Source organism: Pseudomonas sp. MONT-RG-20F-20-E-7-02, from assembly GCF_022662395.1.
GTDB lineage: Bacteria > Pseudomonadota > Gammaproteobacteria > Pseudomonadales > Pseudomonadaceae > Aquipseudomonas.
In genome coordinates, this window is record NZ_JAKNQN010000002.1 from 662,764 (window position 1) to 681,349 (window position 18,586).

19 protein-coding genes and 1 pseudogene are annotated in these 18,586 nt (G+C 61.3%); 11 read left to right on the forward strand and 9 right to left on the reverse strand.

Annotated features, from left to right (window positions below; all coding sequences use genetic code 11):
• Nucleotides 1–162: 162 nt before the first annotated feature.
• The 4 genes and pseudogenes from L8I05_RS08240 to L8I05_RS08255 all read right to left on the reverse strand — a co-directional run.
• Nucleotides 163–354, reverse strand: a pseudogene (locus L8I05_RS08240) (hypothetical protein); the annotation flags it as partial.
• 187 nt (nucleotides 355–541) lie between these two features.
• Nucleotides 542–2,188 (reverse strand): SulP family inorganic anion transporter, encoded by a 1,647-nt coding sequence (locus L8I05_RS08245; RefSeq protein ID WP_242168174.1) that lies wholly within the window; start codon nucleotides 2,186–2,188, stop codon nucleotides 542–544.
• The gene (locus L8I05_RS08250; protein ID WP_159956044.1) at nucleotides 2,178–2,795 is read right to left on the reverse strand and encodes a ParB-like protein; all 618 of its coding nucleotides are present in this window, start codon (nucleotides 2,793–2,795) and stop codon (nucleotides 2,178–2,180) included. The genes L8I05_RS08245 and L8I05_RS08250 overlap by 11 nt, the downstream gene beginning before the upstream one ends.
• Nucleotides 2,796–2,936: 141 nt before the next feature.
• Nucleotides 2,937–4,214: a serine/threonine transporter gene (locus L8I05_RS08255; RefSeq protein WP_197628551.1), complete on the reverse strand. Its 1,278-nt coding sequence runs from the start codon at nucleotides 4,212–4,214 to the stop codon at nucleotides 2,937–2,939.
• 284 nt (nucleotides 4,215–4,498) lie between these two features.
• Here L8I05_RS08255 and L8I05_RS08260 point away from each other — a divergent pair, with 284 nt between their 5' ends.
• Together L8I05_RS08260 and L8I05_RS08265 are read left to right on the forward strand one after the other, a co-directional pair.
• The gene (locus L8I05_RS08260) at nucleotides 4,499–5,113 is read left to right on the forward strand and encodes a TetR/AcrR family transcriptional regulator (protein WP_242168176.1); all 615 of its coding nucleotides are present in this window, start codon (nucleotides 4,499–4,501) and stop codon (nucleotides 5,111–5,113) included.
• 183 nt (nucleotides 5,114–5,296) lie between these two features.
• Nucleotides 5,297–5,842: a cysteine hydrolase family protein gene (locus L8I05_RS08265; protein ID WP_242168178.1), complete on the forward strand. Its 546-nt coding sequence runs from the start codon at nucleotides 5,297–5,299 to the stop codon at nucleotides 5,840–5,842.
• Here L8I05_RS08265 and L8I05_RS08270 read toward each other — a convergent pair.
• On the reverse strand, nucleotides 5,839–6,171 hold the full coding sequence (locus L8I05_RS08270; protein ID WP_242168180.1) for a hypothetical protein: 333 nt from the start codon (nucleotides 6,169–6,171) through the stop codon (nucleotides 5,839–5,841). The two genes, L8I05_RS08265 and L8I05_RS08270, sit on opposite strands and share 4 nt — an antisense overlap.
• Nucleotides 6,168–6,503, reverse strand: coding sequence for a hypothetical protein (locus L8I05_RS08275; protein WP_242168182.1), 336 nt, complete (start codon nucleotides 6,501–6,503; stop codon nucleotides 6,168–6,170). The genes L8I05_RS08270 and L8I05_RS08275 overlap by 4 nt, the downstream gene beginning before the upstream one ends.
• 180 nt (nucleotides 6,504–6,683) lie before the next feature.
• On the opposite strand from L8I05_RS08275, the gene L8I05_RS08280 reads away from it, so the two are divergent.
• The 4 genes from L8I05_RS08280 to L8I05_RS08295 all read left to right on the forward strand — a co-directional run bounded on the left by L8I05_RS08280 (nucleotide 6,684) and on the right by L8I05_RS08295 (nucleotide 11,593).
• Entirely contained in the window at nucleotides 6,684–7,634 is a 951-nt protein-coding gene (locus L8I05_RS08280; protein ID WP_242168184.1) for a 2-hydroxyacid dehydrogenase, read from the forward strand.
• A 91-nt stretch (nucleotides 7,635–7,725) separates the two neighbouring features.
• Complete coding sequence (locus L8I05_RS08285) at nucleotides 7,726–9,618, forward strand: pilus assembly protein TadG-related protein (RefSeq protein WP_242168186.1); 1,893 nt, start codon at nucleotides 7,726–7,728, stop codon at nucleotides 9,616–9,618.
• A 130-nt stretch (nucleotides 9,619–9,748) separates the two neighbouring features.
• Nucleotides 9,749–10,816, forward strand: a complete 1,068-nt coding sequence (locus L8I05_RS08290; protein WP_242168188.1) for a phosphotransferase family protein — start codon at nucleotides 9,749–9,751, stop codon at nucleotides 10,814–10,816.
• A 9-nt stretch (nucleotides 10,817–10,825) separates the two neighbouring features.
• A complete protein-coding gene (locus L8I05_RS08295; protein WP_242168190.1) occupies nucleotides 10,826–11,593 on the forward strand; it encodes an SDR family oxidoreductase in 768 nt (255 codons plus the stop codon).
• On the opposite strand, the gene L8I05_RS08300 is transcribed toward L8I05_RS08295, so the two are convergent.
• Complete coding sequence (locus tag L8I05_RS08300) at nucleotides 11,594–12,037, reverse strand: carboxymuconolactone decarboxylase family protein (protein ID WP_197628563.1); 444 nt, start codon at nucleotides 12,035–12,037, stop codon at nucleotides 11,594–11,596.
• Between the two features lie 154 nt (nucleotides 12,038–12,191).
• Between L8I05_RS08300 and L8I05_RS08305 the strand changes: the two genes are divergently transcribed.
• Together L8I05_RS08305 and L8I05_RS08310 are read left to right on the forward strand one after the other, a co-directional pair.
• Nucleotides 12,192–13,625, forward strand: coding sequence for a PLP-dependent aminotransferase family protein (locus tag L8I05_RS08305; RefSeq protein WP_242168192.1), 1,434 nt, complete (start codon nucleotides 12,192–12,194; stop codon nucleotides 13,623–13,625).
• Between the two features lie 84 nt (nucleotides 13,626–13,709).
• Nucleotides 13,710–14,111: a cupin domain-containing protein gene (locus L8I05_RS08310; protein WP_242168194.1), complete on the forward strand. Its 402-nt coding sequence runs from the start codon at nucleotides 13,710–13,712 to the stop codon at nucleotides 14,109–14,111.
• Between the two features lie 77 nt (nucleotides 14,112–14,188).
• On the opposite strand, the gene L8I05_RS08315 is transcribed toward L8I05_RS08310, so the two are convergent.
• On the reverse strand, nucleotides 14,189–14,818 hold the full coding sequence (locus tag L8I05_RS08315; RefSeq protein ID WP_197628572.1) for a DNA-3-methyladenine glycosylase I: 630 nt from the start codon (nucleotides 14,816–14,818) through the stop codon (nucleotides 14,189–14,191).
• Between the two features lie 217 nt (nucleotides 14,819–15,035).
• On the opposite strand from L8I05_RS08315, the gene L8I05_RS08320 reads away from it, so the two are divergent.
• The 3 genes from L8I05_RS08320 to L8I05_RS08330 all read left to right on the forward strand — a co-directional run bounded on the left by L8I05_RS08320 (nucleotide 15,036) and on the right by L8I05_RS08330 (nucleotide 17,861).
• A complete protein-coding gene (locus tag L8I05_RS08320; protein WP_174245675.1) occupies nucleotides 15,036–16,361 on the forward strand; it encodes a C4-dicarboxylate transporter DctA in 1,326 nt (441 codons plus the stop codon).
• Nucleotides 16,362–16,455: 94 nt separating this feature from the next.
• Nucleotides 16,456–17,157 (forward strand): FCD domain-containing protein, encoded by a 702-nt coding sequence (locus L8I05_RS08325; protein ID WP_159956013.1) that lies wholly within the window; start codon nucleotides 16,456–16,458, stop codon nucleotides 17,155–17,157.
• 17 nt (nucleotides 17,158–17,174) lie between these two features.
• Nucleotides 17,175–17,861, forward strand: coding sequence for a GntR family transcriptional regulator (locus L8I05_RS08330; protein ID WP_177015657.1), 687 nt, complete (start codon nucleotides 17,175–17,177; stop codon nucleotides 17,859–17,861).
• Between the two features lie 30 nt (nucleotides 17,862–17,891).
• Here the strand turns inward: L8I05_RS08330 and L8I05_RS08335 are convergent, their stop codons facing one another.
• On the reverse strand, nucleotides 17,892–18,470 hold the full coding sequence (locus tag L8I05_RS08335) for a TIGR00730 family Rossman fold protein (protein ID WP_159956009.1): 579 nt from the start codon (nucleotides 18,468–18,470) through the stop codon (nucleotides 17,892–17,894).
• Between the last annotated feature and the right edge of the window lie 116 nt (nucleotides 18,471–18,586).

An 18,586-nucleotide genomic window follows, 5' to 3' on the forward strand; every position in this document is an offset into this window, starting at 1 on the left:
AGGTACGCGGCGTTTTTTATGCCTGGAATACAGCCTCGACAACACCACAAAACACCTGTGGGAGCTGGCTTGCCTGCGATAGCTGTCCATCAGTTGATGCATCGTTGACTGACCTACCGCTATCGCAGGCAAGCCAGCTCCCACAGTTGATGCCTTGCACGCTCAGGTTTGGGTCTGTAGCGCCAACTGCACAGCACCGTCAACGCTCAAGCCGCTGAGCAAAACCTGTGGCGCAAGCGCCTCCGGCAAGGCTTGCAGCACTTCCAACGCGTCATGCCGCACGCGCGCCAGCACCAAACGCTTACCCTCCCCGCGCACCTGCGCAAAAAACGCCGCCAGCGCCTCGATGTGAGTTTATCTAAAGGACGCCGCATATCGAGAGGTACGCGGCGTTTTTTATGCCTGGAATACAGCCTCGACAACACCACAAAACCCCTGTGGAGCTGGCTTGCCTGCGATAGCTGTCCGTCAGTTGATACATCGTTGACTGACCTACCGCTATCGCAGGCAAGCCAGCTCCCACAGTTGATGCCTTGCACGCTCAGGTTTGGGTCTGTAGCGCCAACTGCACAGCACCATCAACGCTCAAGCCGCTGAGCAAGACCTGTGGCGCAAGCGCCTCCGGCAAGGCTTGCAGCACTTCCAACGCGTCATGCCGCACGCGCGCCAGCACCAAACGCTTGCCCTCCCCGCGCACCTGCGCGAAAAACGCCGCGAGCGCCTCGATACTGGTGCCATCCAGATCCGGAGATTCTTCCAGACTCAGCACCACCGCCTCCACCGGCGATTGGCGCATCAGGCGCAACGCTGCGCCAAGAATGCGTTCGGCATTGGCAAAAAACAGCGCCTCGCTGGGCCGTACGATCAACAGGCCCGGCACTTGCACGGCATCAGCGTGGTGTTGACGATCGACAAAGTCATGGCTGTCACCCAAGCGCCCCAGCACCTGGATATCAGCCGCCGACATCTGCCGCAGCATCAGCACCACGCTGATCGCTACCGACACCAGCAAGCCATCCAGCACGCCCAGCACCAGCACTGCAGCTACGGCACAGATCACCAACAGACGATCGCGCCGCCAGAGAAAATAACGCCCCAGCGGCTGCAGGCTCAAACCACGGCCCAGCGCGTAGATGACGATGGCGGCAAGCACCGGTTCCGGAGTCAGTGCGACATAGGGCAGTACCGTCAGCACGATCACCAGCACCACCAGCGCGGCGACGATTCCGGCCAGGCGTGAACCGGCACCGGCGGCCTCATTGGCCGAGGTCGCGGAATAGCCGGCACCGGCCGGCATGCCGTGAAACAGCCCGGAGATCAGGTTGGCCGCACCCAGCGCAAGCAGGTCACGGTTGGATGACACACGGTCGCCGTGCTTCAGCGCGAACGAACTGATAGAGCCGTAGGACTCCGCATACAGGATCATCACCAAGGCAAACGCCAACTCACCCAGGCGCAGCCAATCGGCGAATGGCAGCACCGGCAAATGCCCGAATTCCAGGCGCAAGTCGATCAGACCGATCAACGCCACACCATGGGCCTGTAAATCCAGGTACTGCCCGGCAACAATGCCCAGAATCACCACCAGCAGCCCGCCCGGCAGGCGCGGAATACGCGCACACAACCACAGCACTATCAACGCAGCCGCCGCGACCGTCGCAGCCGGCCAGTTCCAACGGGGCAACTGCTCTATCAGTTGCGGCAGAAAGCGGACCAGGTTGTTGTCGGTCAGGTGCACACCGACCACGCTGGCCAGCTGCTTGAGGATGATGGTCAGCGCCAGGCCGAAGGCGAACCCGCGCAACACCGGTTTAGCGATAAACGAAGTGACACCGCCAAGCTTGAACAGCCCGGCCAGCAGGAACAGCACCCCGGTGATCAACACCAACCCGAACGCCAGGGCCAGCCTCAGCGCCGGGTCACCGCCCGCCAGGCTGGCGGTGGCGGCAGCCAAAACTGCTGCCGAAGACGAGGTGGCCGAGACAATTGCAAAGCGGCTGGTGCCGAACAGGCCGTAACACACCAGCCCGGCAAACAGCGCAATCACCCCGGCCTGGGGCGGCAGCGCGGCGATACTGGAATAAGCCACGGCCTCCGGCAGCAGCAAACCGGCAATGGATAACCCGGCGAGCAGGTCCTGGGTGCGATTGGGAGGCGTGGCAACTGGGTCAGCGGTTTCAGTTTTCAATCGGCCCGACCCATCCCGGCAAGTAACGCGCTTCCTGGCTGCGCGCCAGGCCCATGGCCTTGCTCAACAGCTTGGCGTTCGGTTGGCTGACCACGTCGCTGCCGATGCGGGTGCGAAAAAAGTCGGCCCACAGAAACTCGCTGAACGGCGTCGCGTCCTTGGCGTAGCCACCCGCCATACGCAACAGGCCCGCCAGGCTGCGATACGGGTCGTCCTGCAGGTCGGTTATCTTGCGCGGAATGGCTTCGTAGGTCCGACGCAGTCCACGCGCGTCGTAAGGATGCACCCACTGATTGAACGCCATGACATTCCAGAAGGTGCTGCGCTCCACAAATGACAAGTCCTTGAGCATCAGCAACGAAACACTCTTGACCTCTTCCAGCAGCAGCGCCAGGCCGAAATGGTGGTGATCGGTGATGTAATAACGCTCGTCCGGCCCCAGCACGCAAGGAAACCAGTGCTTGTCGAGCGCGGCGGCGCGCTCCTTGCGTTTGAGCCTGGTCCAGGCTTCGCGCTTGGTGGCCACTTCAGCCATGCCGACGGTCAATTGCGTCGGGTGCAGCTTTTCCAGTTTGCAGGTGATCAGTTGCGGGCGCGGCCGTGCCATGAATCTCTCCACAGGAAATGACTATGCCGACAGCTTAGCCCTCATTGCCTGCCCAGGGTCGAGACTCGGCAAGTTTTCCAGGCGCAAAAAAAAGCCGATTCGCGCAGTGCGCGAATCGGCCTTGGGGTGTGCAGCTTGGTGTCAGGACAGCAGCGAGTAAATCAGCGCGGTAATCGCGACCAGACCGACTGCGGTGACAAACACGTTGGACGCCTGCCCACGGTACTTGGCCATGGCCGGCACCTTGCGGATCGCGTACATCGGCATCAGGAACAGGATCGACGCGATGATCGGGCCACCCAGGGTCTCAATCATGCCGAGGATGCTCGGGTTCAGCGTGGCGACGATCCAGCACACCACCAGCATGAAGGCGGCGGTCATGCGGTCCAGGGACTTGGCAGCCGGGCGGCGACCGGTCTTGAGCACCAGACCTTTGAGACCCTCGCTGGCGCCGATGTAGTGGCCCAGGAACGACTTGGCAATCGCCACAAACGCAATCAACGGCGCGGCGAAGGCGATGGTCGGGTTATCGAAGTGGTTGGCCAGGTACGACAGGATCGACAGGTTCTGCGCTTTCGCCTCGGCCAACTGCGCCGGCGACAGCGTCAGCACGCAGCTGAACACGAAGAACAGCACCATCACCACCATCAGCAAGTGCGCGCGCGACAGGATCTGCGAGCTGCGCTCATCGGCGTGCGCGCCGTACTGACGCTTCTGGTCCACCGCGAAGGCCGAGATGATCGGCGAATGGTTGAACGAGAACACCATCACCGGAATCGCCAGCCACAGCGTGTTGAGCAGCGCCGAGGGCGCCGGCACCTCGCTGGCGGTGCTGAGAATGCCACCGGTCCAGTGTGGGATCAGGTACACGGCGAGGAACAGCAACGCGACGATAAACGGATACACCATCAGGCTCATGGCCTTGACGATCACTTGCTCACCGCAACGCACCACGGCCAACAGGCCGAGGATCAGCACAAACGCCAGGATCGCGCGTGGCGGCGGCATGATGTGCAGTTGGTGCTCCATGAAGCTGCCGACCGTGTTGGTCAGTGCCACGCTGTAGATCAGCAGGATCGGGAAGATCGCGAAGAAGTACAACAAGGTGATCAGTGCACCGGCCTTGAGGCCGAAATGTTCTTCGACCACGTCGGTGATGTCGGAGCCTTCGCGCCCGGACAGTACGAAACGGGTCAGGCCACGGTGGGCAAAGAACGTCATCGGAAATGCCAGCAACGCCAGGATCACCAGCGGCCAGAAGCCCCCTAGGCCCGCGTTGATCGGCAAAAACAAAGTACCGGCGCCGATGGCGGTGCCGAACAGGCCAAGCATCCAGGTGGTGTCCTGGCGGCTCCAGCTTGTGAGGGTTGCAGGTGTCGTTGCATAGCGTTCGTCGACGCTATTGGCCTGATCATTCATCCGGTCGGATCTCCGCATTTCCATGGCCGGGACGAGTCAGAAAAACCTGACAGGCAGCGCCCCGACCATAACAAGCGCGCGATTGTCCGGGATTCTCTTGAATAAGCAAAGACTTAGCTGAGGAACGGTGGTGCGGTGCAGGTGCTTGAGTGCGGCCGCAGGCGGCGGTTTTAGAGGGCTGCGACGCTGCCGACAGAATACATTCCCAAACACATCTATTTTAGATGCCATGGCTTTCCTGTACTTTTCAGGCTGTGTCCACCTTTTAACCTGAGAGCCCCGCCATGCCTCGCGTTTCCCGCAAACAAGCCGCACTCAACCGTGAAATCATCGTCGAGGCGGCCACGCACCTGTTTCGTGAGCGCGGGCTGCACGGCATCAGCCTGTCGGATGTGATGGCCGCCGCCGGCCTGACCCACGGCGGTTTTTACGGGCACTTTGCGTCCAAGGAAGCCTTGGCCACCGAGGCCTGCCAGAAGGCATTCGAGCAATCCAACCAGGGCTGGCAGGAGAAACTCGAGCGCTGTGAAGACCCGCACTCCGCCCGCGAAGCCATCCTGCGTCACTATTTTTCAGCCAACCACCGCGACAATCCGGGCGACGGTTGCCCCATATCCGCCTTCACCCCGGACATGTGCCATGAGCCTGCCGACACGCCGCTGCACCACACCTTTATCGCTGGGGTTGAACAGTCATTGGAGATCTTCGCCCAGCTTCAGGATGACGACCGCCAGGCCATGCTGGCCAAGTACGCGATGATGATCGGCGCCGTCACGTTGGCGCGTGCGACACGCGGCGGCAGCTTGTCAGACGAATTCCTGGAAGCCGCGCGAAACACGCTGCTGCCCGAGAAGAAATCGGATGCAAGCGTTGACAGCCGCGCGCCCGGCCCAGCATGATCGGGGCATGAACCTTATTCAGCTGCACCTCACCCGCACCACCACCACGACCGCCAATGGCGGGTCGTGCGGTTGCTGTGGGTGCTTGAACTAAACACACACGGATTCAACCCAAGGCCCCGCCAGCAATGGACGGGGCCTTTTTTATGGCTCCGCCACCTGGCCACTGCAAGGAGCAAGACCATGGCAAACGCCCTGCTGATCATCGATATGCAAAACGGTTTATACGATGGCCCGGAAAAACCCTTTGAACGCGAACGCGTGCTGGAGACCATCAACCAACTGATTCAGCGCGCCCGCGCGGTCAACGCGCCGATCTTCGTCGCCCGCCACACGGGGCCGACGGGCTCGCCGATTGAAGCCGGCAGCCCGCTCTGGCAGCTGTGGCCCGGCCTGGCTGTCGACGCAGCCCGTGACCACCTGTTCAATAAAACCCGCCCCAGCTGCTTTTTCGGCACTGAACTCGCCCAGCAACTGGCGGCGGCGCAGGTCGATGAACTGGTGATTGTGGGGATGAAAACCCAGTTCTGCATCGACACTACTTGCCGCGTCGCCGTGGAACTGGGGGTTTCGGTGATCTTGCCGGAGGACGGCCATACCTGCATGGACACCCCGGCGTTGTCGGCCGCGGCGATCATCGAGCATCACAATGCGACCCTGGCGGGAGCGTTTGTGAAGCGGGTCAAGGCGATGGATGTCTGGAACAGCTGCAATCAGGCATCCAACTAAACAGCAGAAGCACCAATGTTTGCATTGCGCAGTTCGCCTTTTATGGCGTCCTGCGCAATACCGAGCTTTTCTACCAGCTCAGCGGTTTCGTGGGCGGTCAGCGCAAGAACAGGCTGGTCCCAGTCGTAATCCTTGATGACATTGATGCGAAATCCGCCTGCGGCATCGAATTCCGGATACCAACCCACATCAAGTAATAGCCCCCCAGCGAACTCGACCTGGAGCATGTCTTCTTTCAGCAGACCGATTTGCTTCGCCACCGCCACATCCTGCAAGAGCGACAGGTCATCATGGGTGACTGTGCCACCGATAAACTTGAGCGGGATCAATTTGTTAACCTCCTGAATTCCTGTTCAGAAATCGGATGACCGTGAATAACACCGGCACTCAACTCAATGCGAACCCAGCAACTGAGCTTGCCATGACTGGCGCCTATACAGTGTGGAAATTCCATCACTTTCCAAGGTTTTCCATTAGTGGTGGGCTTTCCATTTTTATAGACTTCCCTTTCAAGCATTTCAATAGCGATGCCGGGTCTGTACTGGGCAGGCCCGACACGCGTACCGGCGATAACAGTCCTCCAAGGTATCAGCGTCGAAGGGCTATGTTTGTAACCATGCGGTGTCCAGTCAATCTCATCGTGTGTGGCAGCAACAAGCATCCATGTCGTCTCTGCGGAAGGGAAAGTCGACAAAGTCTGGCGCAGTAAATCACCACTGGATGAGCGGTCGGAAAATTCAGAATAGCCTTACGAAAGAAGAAAATTTTCCACCTCAACAAAACGTTCCGTCGTACAAATCCCGCATACTCACCCTTCAAACCCTTCAGGAAGAGCCTTCCGATGTCCACCACCGTCCTGGTCCTGGTTGAAACCATCAATGAATACCTGCAAATCATCGAGAGCAATGACTTTCATGTGATTCTGGCTCCGACACCGGCCGAACGCGCCCAGGCGATCAAAGCCCACGGTGGGCAGATCAAGGCCGTGCTGACGCGTGGCCCGCTGGGGCTGTATGCGGAGGAAATCGCCGCGCTGCCGTTGCTGGAGATCATCTGCGTGATCGGCGCCGGCTACGAACATGTGGACCTGCAGGCGGCCGCCAACCGTGGCATCGTCGTCACCAACGGTGCCGGGGTGAATGCGCCGTCCGTGGCCGACCACGCCATGGCGTTGCTGCTGTCGCTGGTGCGCGGCATTCCCCAGACTGACGCGGCCGTGCGCCGCAGTGAATGGCCGAAGGTGATGCGCCCTTCCCTGGGCGGCAAGCAACTGGGGATTCTGGGGCTCGGCGCGGTGGGCATGGAGATCGCCAAGCGCGCCGCCCTCGGCTTCGGCATGGAGGTGAGCTATCACAACCGCCAGCCCCGCGATGATGTGGATTACACCTATTGCGCAACGGCGGTGGAACTCGCGCGCAATTCGGACTTCCTGATCCTGGCCACGCCTGGCGGCGCGAGTACCCGCCACCTGATCGATCGCCACGCCCTGGATGCGCTGGGCCCGAACGGCTACCTGGTGAACATAGGCCGTGGCAGCGTGGTGGTCACCGCCGACCTGGTGGCCGCGCTGGAGCAACGACGCATTGCCGGCGCGGCGCTGGATGTGTTCGACGATGAGCCCAAAGTGCCGGACGCCCTCAAGCGCCTGAGCAATACCGTGCTCACCTCTCATGTGGCTGGCCTGTCGCCGGAAGCCGCCCACGACACCGTGCAGCGCGTGGCCGATAACCTGGTTGAATATTTTGCCGGCCGCCCCGTGCTGACCCCGGTGAACCTGCCGCCGCGCAACTAGTAGCGAATAGCCAGCGCCGACCTGAAACCTGACTACACTGCTTGGCGGGGATGCTCAGGACGCCGGTGCATGACTGGCGAAGGAACGCAGAATGTTTGGCCATGGACTCGGCCCGGCCCGCCAGCGCGGGGCCATCGGCCTGATGGGCGCGGTGACCCTTGGGGTCGCGCTGTTGTTTCTGTTGCTGGTGGTCGACAGCGGTCGCCTGTACCTGGAAAAGCGCAAGTTGCAACGTGTGGCCGACACCGCCGCGCTGGAAGCGGTGAGCCGCAGCGGCAAGTGCGTGGCGCCCAACAACAATGCCGCACAATTTGCGACCGAAAGTGCGGCGCGCAACAACTTCAAGGTCGACGCCAATCGCACGCTGGCCATTGCCTGCGGCACCCTGGCCACCGGCGCCGACTTTATGCGCACCTTCAGCCCTGACCCCGCCAAAGCCGACGCCATCCGGGTGATCGCCACCCACCGGGTGCACACCAGCATCGCCCACGGCCTGCTCACGCTGTTCTCGGCCCAGCCCGTCAACCTCACCACACTCCTCAGCGCCACCGCCGTGGCCTCGACACCCGCCCCTACGGTGGCGTCACTCACCATTCGCAGCACGTTGTTGACCGTGGACAGCACCAAGTCTAAAGCCCTCAACGCGCTGATCGGTGGTTTGCTCGGCGGCAAGTTGCAACTCGACGCGGTCGGTTGGAACGGCTTGATCAATACCGATATCAGCCTGCTCAAGTACCTGGATGCCTTGGCCATCCAGCTGAATGTCAGCGCGGGCAACTACGACCAGTTGCTCAAGACCGACGCCACCGTTGGCCAGCTGATCCAGGCCGCCATTGACGTGCTCAAGCTCGGCGGAGACGCGGTCAAGGTAGTGATCAACAACCTCGAAGCCATCAAGTTGATCGCGCCGGGAACGCAGATCCTGCACCTGGGCGACTTGATCAATATCCAGAACGGCACGGACAAGAGTGCGCTGGATGTCGACCTGCAACTGTTCAACCTGATCCAGGGCTTTGTGCAGCTGTCGAACAAGGCCAGCGCGCTGGCGGTCGAGCTGCCGGTGGACGTGCTGGGCCTGATCGGTGTCACCGTCACCACCAAAGTGATCGAGCCCGCGCAGTTGTCCAGCATTGGCAACCCGAAAGACATCGACAAGCAGCCCATCTTTGTGCGCACCGCTCAAGTGCGCACACTGATTTCGGTAAAGTTGCCCATCGTCACGGTGGTCAATAGCGTGCTCGGGGGCCTGGTGGATACCTTGAATGTTGTGCTCGGCGGCCTGCTCGGCTTACTCGACCCCAATTGTTGTTTGGTCACCAGCCTTGAAATCGGCGACAAGCTCGACATCGCCCTGGAAGCCGCCGGCGGCAGCGCCGAGGTCACCGGCTACAGCTGCGACGGCGATAAAAAGTCCTTGTCGGTGCTCGGCGAAACCGCTGCGTTGCGCGCGATGATTGGCCAGGTTGATCCGCAGAACTTGTTCTCATCCAAAGAAGAACTCAGCGTGGACGAGTACCCGGTGGTCGATATCGGCACCAAAACCTGCAAGCGCGGCACCGGCGTGTGCAGCGACAGGCAGGCGTTTGCAGCGGGCGGCCTGGGCATCCGCGTCGACAGCAAAGTGCTGAAAACCGAGCGTGCGCACACCTACACCGCCCCGCCCGCGATTAATCAGCCACCCAGCTATTTTCAGTTCGCCGCCTCGAATGTGGTCAGCAGCCTCAAAGAAACCCTCACCGGCATCCAACTGATCAACCACCCGCCAAAAATGGCCAGCCTGCTCGGCGCTGTGCTGGGCCTGGTTACCGGCCTGCTCAACGGCTTGCTTTCAACCCTGGGCGGGTTGATCGCCGGAGTACTGGGCCCGCTGCTCGACCCCATCGTCAACAACCTGCTTGCCGGGCTTGGCATTGACCTGGCAAAAGTCGAAATCGGTGCCAACCTGTCCTGCAACCCCGGTGGCCGGGCCATGCTGGTGATTTGAGCACATCATGCCCGCTGATCATCGGCCAACACGCTAACCTATTAAGCTGCCCCGACCTTGTCGCTGGGCGGCGGTGCGCATTAGATTAGCCAATAGTCCAAGGCCTTTAGAATAAGCAGAAGGGATAAGCATGGCGCTTAACGACCAATCGACCCAGATTCGCCCAGGCGAAGAACTTGATGCCGGCCTCATCGATCCCTACCTCAAGGCCCATATTCCGGGCTTGAGCGGCACGGTCAAGATCAGCCAGTTCCCCGGCGGCGCGTCCAACCTGACTTACCTGCTGGAATACCCCGGCCAGGAGTTCGTACTGCGCCGCCCGCCGTTCGGCCACAAAGCCAAGTCCGCCCATGACATGGGCCGTGAGTACCGCATTCTCAACCAGCTCAAAGATGGTTTTCCGTATTGCCCCAAGGCCTACGTGCATTGCACCGACGAGTCAGTAATCGGCGCCGAGTTCTACGTGATGGAGCGGGTCAACGGCATCATCCTGCGTTCCGACCTGCCGCCCGAGCTGGGCCTGGATGCGGCCAAGACCGAGGCGCTGTGCAAAAGCTTTATCGACAAGTTCGTCGAGTTGCACCGGGTGGATTACGCCGCGTGCGGCCTGGCCGACCTGGGCAAACCCGAAGGCTATGTGGAGCGCCAGATTCGTGGCTGGAGCGACCGCTACGAAAAAGCCCTGACCCCCGACGCCCCCAGCTGGGAGGCCGTGCGCGCCTGGCTCAATGACAAGATGCCGGCCGACCACCCGACCTCCAGCATCGTGCATAACGACTACCGCTTCGACAACGTGATCCTCGACCCCCACAACCCGATGCAGATCATCGGCGTGCTGGACTGGGAACTGACCACCCTGGGCGACCCGCTGATGGATTTGGGCAACACCCTCGCCTACTGGATCGAAGCCGCCGACCCGGCGCCAGTGCAACTGATGCGCCGCCAGCCGAGCAATGCCCCCGGCATGCTCACGCGGCGCCAGTTCGTCGATTACTACGCCGAACGCTCGGGCATCCAGATCGACAATTTCGATTTCTACTACACCTACGGCCTGTTCCGTCTGGCCGGCATCGTGCAGCAGATCTACTACCGCTTCTTCCATGGCCAGACCCAGGACAAACGCTTTGCGCAGTTCATCCAGATGAACAAGCTGCTGGAGCAGATGAGCCTGAATGTGATCGGCAAATCCACCCTTTAAGGAGTTGTTATGTCCAAGACCCACCTGTTCGACCTCGACGGCAAAATTGCTTTTGTCTCCGGCGCCAGCCGCGGTATCGGTGAAGCCATCGCCAAGTTGCTGGCCCAGCAAGGCGCGCACGTGATCGTGTCGAGCCGCAAGCTCGAAGGCTGCCAGCACGTCGCTGACGCAATCATCGCCGACGGCGGCAAAGCCACGGCAGTGGCTTGCCACATTGGTGAGATGGAGCAGATCACCCAGGTGTTTGCCGGTATCCAAGAACAGTTCGGGCGCCTGGATATCCTGGTCAACAACGCCGCGACCAACCCGCAGTTCTGCAACGTGCTGGACACCGACCTCGGCGCCTTCCAGAAAACCGTCGACGTGAATATTCGCGGCTACTTCTTCATGTCGGTGGAAGCCGGCAAGCTGATGCGCGAAAACGGCGGCGGCAGCATCATCAACGTGGCGTCGATCAACGGCATTTCCCCCGGCGTGTTCCAGGGCATCTACTCGGTGACCAAAGCCGCCGTGATCAACATGACCAAGGTGTTCGCCAAGGAATGCGCGGCGTTCGGCATTCGTTGCAACGCCCTGCTGCCGGGCCTGACCGACACCAAGTTCGCCTCGGCGCTGGTGAAGAACGACTCGATCCTGAAGATGGCCCTGGCGCAAATCCCGCTCAAACGCGTGGCCGACCCGAGCGAAATGGCCGGCGCGGTGCTGTTCCTGGCCAGCGACGCCTCCAGCTACACCACCGGCGTGTCGTTGAATGTGGATGGCGGCTTCCTGTCCTGATCACGCATTCGGCGGTTGCTGGCGAAAGCTCACCGCCAGGCGGTTCCAGCCACTGATGCTGGACACCGCCATGGTCAGGTCGACCAACTCCTGCTCGCTGAACTCCACGCGTGTCGCCGCGTAGAGTTCATCCGAGACGCTGGACGTCGGCAGCCTTGCCACCGACTCGCTCCAGGCCAATGCGGCCCTCTCCCGCGCAGTAAAAAACGGCGAATCACGCCACACACACAGGGCAAACAAGCGTCGTTCGGTCTCGCCGCGCTGGCGCGCCGCCATTGAATGCATGTCGGTGCAGAACCCGCAGTGGTTGAGCTGCGAAACGCGGATCTTGATCAATTCCAACAGCGGTTTTTCGATGGACAGGTCAAAGGTCGCCGCCTCAAGCATCAACATGCCTTTGAGCGCTTGCGGTGAGGCGGTGTAGTAATCCAGACGGGGTTCCATGGGCGGCTCTCGGGCGGGGCAAGTCAACCTGCGCAAGCGTAGAGCCCGCAGCCCATAAGCCCTATAGCCAATCCGGCGATTTATGCGCAGACCATTTTGAGCCCGCCGCGCCAGCGAGTAGTCTGGGTGCAGAGCGAATGCCTTGGGATGAAACATGGAACTGCACGTGGTGATCAACGGCCGCAAGGACCTGGCCGAACAGTTGTACCGCCAGTTGCGCGAGGCGATTGCGTCCGGGCGCCTGGCGGCGGGTGCGCAACTGCCGCCCAGCCGCTTGTTGGCCGAACAGATCGGCGTATCGCGCAAAACCGTGTCCGACACTTACGCCACCCTGACCTACGAAGGCCTGCTGGTGGGCAAGACCGGCCGTGGCACTTTCGTCAATGCGCATGCGGTGCAGACCCAGCGCATCCAAACCGCCGCCGACCTGGCCTGCGCCGCCAACCTGAGCAAATGGGCGGCGCTGCCCTCGCCCATGCGCCACCCCACGCGCGACAGCACATTGCGTTATGAATTTATCGGCGGCGCCACCACGCGCAATCAATTCCCCCAGGATGAATGGCGGCGCTGCACCCAGGATGCGTTGCGCCGCATTGCCCGCGACAGCGGCTTCTACAGCCAGCCCGAAGGCCTGCCGGCGCTGCGTGAGGCCATCGCCGGGCACATCGCGTTTTCCCGTGGGGTGAAATGCCGCGCCGATGACATCGTGGTCACCAATGGCGCGCAACAAGCGCTGGACCTGATCACCCGCGTGGTGCTGGAACCGGGCATTACCGTCGCCATGGAAGACCCCGGCTACAGCCCGGCGCGCCAGTTGTTCATGGCCATGGGCGCTCACGTTGCCGGGGTGCCGGTCGACGCCCAGGGCATTCAGGTCGACAGGATCCCGGAGGGCACGCGGCTGATCTACGTGACGCCGTCCCACCAGTTCCCGCTCGGCATGCCCATGAGCCTGGCGCGCCGCGAAGCCCTGCTGGCACGTGCGTTCGAGCTGGGGGCAATCATTATCGAGGACGACTACGACAGCGAATTCCGCTACGAAGGCCGCCCCGCCGACTCGCTGCAAAGCATGGACAGCCGTGGCCTGGTCACCTATGTCGGGACCTTCTCGAAAACCCTGCTGCCGGAGTTGCGCCTGGGCTACGCGGTGCTGCCACCGGCGATTTACCCGGCGGTGATCAAGGCCAAGCAACTGACCGACCAGCACAGTTCCACACTGCCGCAATGGGCGCTGGCCAAGTTCATCAGCGAAGGCTACCTGCTCAAGCATATTCGCCGCTGCCACACGGTGTACGCCGGGCGCCGCGAGCGCATCCTGCAACGGCTGGCGGGTGATCTGTCGCCGTGGTTCGAGGCCGTGCCCACCGAAGCGGGGTTTCATATGGCCGCGCTGTGCAAGGTGCCGGTGAACATCCCACTGCTGATGGAGTTGGCACGGCGAGTTGAAGTGGGGTTGTACCCGGTGGACGTGTTCTTCCATGACACGCCCGTGCGGCACGGCTTGATCATCGGCTTCGGCGCCATCGAGCTGCTGGACATCGACCCGGCCCTGGACCGGGTGCGCGATATTCTCCAACAGATTGGCTAGCGGGTTTTCCGCAGGATTGGTCATTGGTCCAAGGTTGCCTGCGGCGTAGGGTGAAGAGGTCTCGAACTTCTCGGAAACCTCATCATGAAACGACTGCTCGCTGCCACCCTGATGCTCGCCTCGCTCAGCACCTTCGCCCACGAGCCGGTGTACAACCAGGAATCGATCAAGGTGCTGCAAGAACACGCCTTGACCAACGTGCCCGGCAAGAAAACCATCATGCTCACCGTCGATTACGCGCCGGGCCAGGCCACCGTGCCGCACAGCCATACCGGCACGGCTGTGGCCTACGTGCTGGAGGGCGAAATCACCTCGCGGGTCAATGATGAAAAAGCGATCACCTACAAGGTCGGTGAATCGTTTTATGAACCGGCCGGTTCGCGACACTTCGAATCGAGCAATGCCAGCCAGACACAGCCGGCCAAGCTGCTGGTGGTGATGGTGCTGGATGAGAAGGCTGAGGTGCTGACGCCGCTGGCGCAGTAACCTGCTACACCACAACACTCAATTGTGGGAGCTGGCTTGCCTGCTCCCACAGGTTGAAAGGTGTTTGATTCGAGGGTTCAGGGGCGTTTGAACTGGCGACGCAGGTGCTCGATCTGCGCTCGGCAAGCACAGCCTTCCAGGTGATCGTTAACCATGCCCATCGCCTGCATCAACGCATACATCGTGGTCGGGCCGACAAAGGTCCAGCCGCGTTTTTTCAAGGCTTTGGATAAACGCAGCGACGCCGGCGACGTCGGGTTGCCGGTCCAGTAAGCCCAGTCCACCACCGCCGGGCGCTCCTCCTCGGCTGGCTCAAACGCCCATAGCCAACGCGCCAGCGAGCCGGTTTCGTCCACCAGCTCACAGGCCCTGCGGGCATTGTTAATCGTCGACACAATCTTCGCCCGGTTTCGCACAATGCCGGGGTCATTCATCAGGCGCTCAATGTCGGCCTCGCCGTACTGCGCCACGCGGCGAAAATCAAAGCCTTCGAACGCCGCCCGAAACTGCTCGCGCTTGCGCAGGATGGTGATCCACGCCATGCCCGCCTGAAAACCTTCCAGGCAAATCTTCTCGTACAGCTGGATATCATCGGCTACCGGCACGCCCCACTCGTGGTCGTGGTAACGCGGGTACTCCGCAGCCGCTGTGCGCCAGGTGCAGTGGGTCAGCCCTGTTTCGTCCGTGGTCAGCCCTGGTTTGTCCATCCGTCACCTCAGGTATCAAGGCGCGGATGATAAGCGAATTTTTTTCCAGCCCGCCAACCGCTCAAGCATCACGCTTGCCGACCAACTGGTCAGACCGGGACCTGTCAACCGTCGAATATTTACTTGTGGTTTCAAAAAAACCCGGCGTAGACTGGCCGCGCACTGGACTTACCGGTAAGACCACAACAATTAAGCCCTGGAACCACCAGGGCACCGAATAGAGATCCCTCCCATGCTCAGATGGTGCTCGCGTTCGATTTTCCTGCAAGTCGTGATTGGCCTGATGCTCGGCATCATCTGCGGCCTGGCCCTTCCCGAATTCTCCTCGCAACTCAAACCCCTGGGTGACGGCTTCATCAAGCTGATCAAAATGCTGATTGGCCTGATCGTGTTCTGCGTGGTGGTCAGCGGTATTTCCGGCGCCGGCGACTTGAAGAAAGTCGGGCGCATCGGCCTCAAGTCAGTGATCTACTTTGAAGTGCTGACCACCGTCGCCCTGGTGATCGGCCTGATCATGGCGTTCAGCACCGGCATCGGCACCGGGGCCAATATCCACCTGGAGCAGTTGTCCTCCGCCGGCCTCAATGAGTTGGCCGACAAGGGCCAGCACATCCGCGGCACCAGCCAGTTCCTGATGGACCTGATCCCCAACTCGGTGATCGGCGCCTTCGCCGACAACAACGTGCTGCAAGTGCTGCTGTTCTCGGTGCTGTTCGGCAGCGCGCTGAACCTGGTGGGCGAAGCCGCTTCGGGCATCTCGCGGTTGATCAACGAGCTGAGCCACGTGATCTTCCGCATCATGGGCATGATCGTGCGCCTGGCGCCCATCGGCGTGTTCGGCGCCATCGCCTTCACCACCAGCACCTACGGCCTCGATTCGCTGCAACACCTGGGCAGCCTGGTGGGTTTGTTCTACCTGACCTGCTTTGCCTTTGTCGGGCTGGTGCTCGGCCTGGTGATGCGCCTGTCCGGCCTGCGCATGCTGCCGCTGCTCAAGTACCTGCGCGAAGAGCTGTTGATCGTGATGGGCACCGCTTCGTCCGACGCGGTGCTGCCGCAGATCATGCGTAAACTCGAGCACTTGGGCATCGGCAGTTCGACGGTTGGCCTGGTGATTCCGACGGGCTACTCGTTCAACCTCGACGGTTTTTCGATCTACCTGACTCTGGCCATCGTGTTTATCGCCAACGCCACCGGCACGCCACTGTCGATGACCGACTTGCTGACGATTCTGCTGGTCTCGCTGATTACCTCCAAGGGCGCCCATGGGATTCCAGGCTCGGCGCTGGTGATTCTGGCGGCGACACTCACCGCCATCCCGGCGATTCCGGTGGTGGGCCTGGTGCTGGTATTGGCCGTGGACTGGTTCATGGGCATTGGCCGCGCATTGACCAACCTGATCGGCAACTGTGTGGCCACCGTGGCCATTGCCCGCTGGGAAAAAGACATCGACATCCAGCGCGCCAACAAGGTGCTCGACGGCCAGCAAGGCTATGCGTTCCAGGCCAAGAAGCCGGTGCTGCCGGCGCATCAGGAGTTCTGATGCATTCCTGAGAACAACACACATCAATGTGGGAGCTGGCTTGTCGGCTCCCACAATTTGATCATCGTCATTGCACCATCAAGGAGACGTAGAAGTGATCAGCACCTCAACCGTCGTCAATTCAGTCGTAGAAAAACTGCGCGCCGCCCTCGCACGTGGCCAGTGGCGGCGTGGCGAAATGCTGCCCGGCCAGCGTGAACTGGCCGAACAGATGGGCATCAGCCGCCCCAGCCTGCGCGAAGCGGTGATCGTGCTGGAAACCCTCGGCCTGGTGCGCTCGATGCCCGGCAAAGGCGTGGTGGTGCTGGAAACCAGCGTCAGCGAACCGCAGGCCAGCGACGCCGTGGCCGATGCCAGCCTCGAAGATATCCTGCAACTGCGCTACACCCTCGAGCCGTTTATCGTCGGCCTGGTCGCCCAATCCATCAGCAGCAAGGAAGTCGGCCAATTGCGCCTCACCTTGATGGACATGCGCGAAGCCCTTGACGCCGGCGATGCCGAAGCGGGCATGAACGCCTACATCGGCTTCCATGAAGAACTGTTTGCGCTAACCTCCAACCCGATCTTCCAGAACGTGGTGCAACAGACCAGCAACGCGCTCAAGCAAAGCGCCCAGGTGCTGCGCAACTCGCCCGAACACCTGGCCGAACGCCTGCAGGAAAACGAAGCCGTGGTACGCGCCATCCGCAACAAAAACAGCGCCCTGGCCAGCGCCGAAATGCGTCGGCACATCCTCCAGGAAGGCCTGCGCATGGGCATTCGCTTGAACATCCCGGACGACCATCTGGGCAGTTGATATTTTGGAGACCGGCCATGACCGCCCACGCCCTGCAACGCAATTCCATCCTCCCTGCCCTGCGCCTGGTGTCCGGTAAAAAGCCCTCGGTGGATGACATCTACCCGCGCTTGTTCGACGCCATCCTCGAACAACGCATCGCGCCCTCCAGCCGATTTACCGAAGAAGGCCTGGGCGAAACGTTTGGGGTGAGCCGCAGTGTGATCCGCCGGGTGCTGGCCAAGCTGTCGCACCAGCAAGTCATCATCCTGCGCCCCAACCAGCGCGCCCAAGTGGCCGCCCCGGATGCCCAGCAAACACAGCAGATCCTGGAAGCGCGACGGCTGACGGAAATCACCGTGGTGCAACTGGCCTGTGCCCAGGCCACGCCCGCGCACATCCGCCAGTTGCGCGAATTGATCGCTAAAGAACGTGAGTGCATCGAGCGCGACCAGCGCGGCCCGGCGATTCGGCTGTCCGGGGAGTTTCACCTGCAATTGGCCGCGATGGCACGTAACGCGCCCTTGGCGCAGTTCCTCAACAGCCTCGTGCCGTTGACCTCGTTGATCATTGCCCAATACGAGGCGCAAGCCTGCACCTATTGCGCGTGGCAAGAACATGTGGCGATTGTGGATGCGGTGGAACAACGCGACGTGAAGCACGCGGTCGGTTTGATGACCCAGCATCTGGATCATCTGGAAGCGAAATTGTTGAAGCTCAACTGACGGTCACCGCCGCGTCGGTGTTTTGTGCAATCAGGTGTCTTCTCGCTTGATCCACTTGGGCACGTTGGGCGCCTGATAGCTCAGCACCGCGGCCAGCAAACGCTCCACGTTCGGTTCAACGATAAGCATGTCGCGGTGCACCGGTTTCAAAAACGCTTCGCTGACAACGGTGTCGAGGAACGTGGCCAGGCCGTCGTAGAAACCGTTGATGTTCAACAAAGCGCAAGGTTTGGCGTGCTGTCCGAGCTGCGCCCAGGTCCATACCTCAAACAGCTCTTCAAACGTGCCGATGCCGCCGGGCAACGCGATAAAGCCATCAGACAGATCCGCCATCAGCGCCTTGCGCTCGTGCATGGAGCTGACAATGCGCAAGTCTTGGAGGCCGGTGTGAGCCAGTTCTTTCTCGGCCAGGAACTCAGGCATGACACCGATCACTTCACCGCCGCTGGCCAACGCAGCGTCGGCCACTGCGCCCATCAAACCGACCGAAGCGCCACCGTAGACCACACCAATGCCCGCCTTGGCCAGCGCAGCGCCCAGTTGAGCGGCCATTTCCGCATACACCGGCAACCGGCCTGGGCTGGAGCCCGAGAAAATACAAAGTCGCATACACCCTCGCTTGATCTGATTGTGTTGAACACGGCCGTCATTTAACCATGCCAGGCCCCACACTGGATCGTTCCCACGTTCCACGTGGGAATGCAGCCCGTGACGCTCTGCGTCGC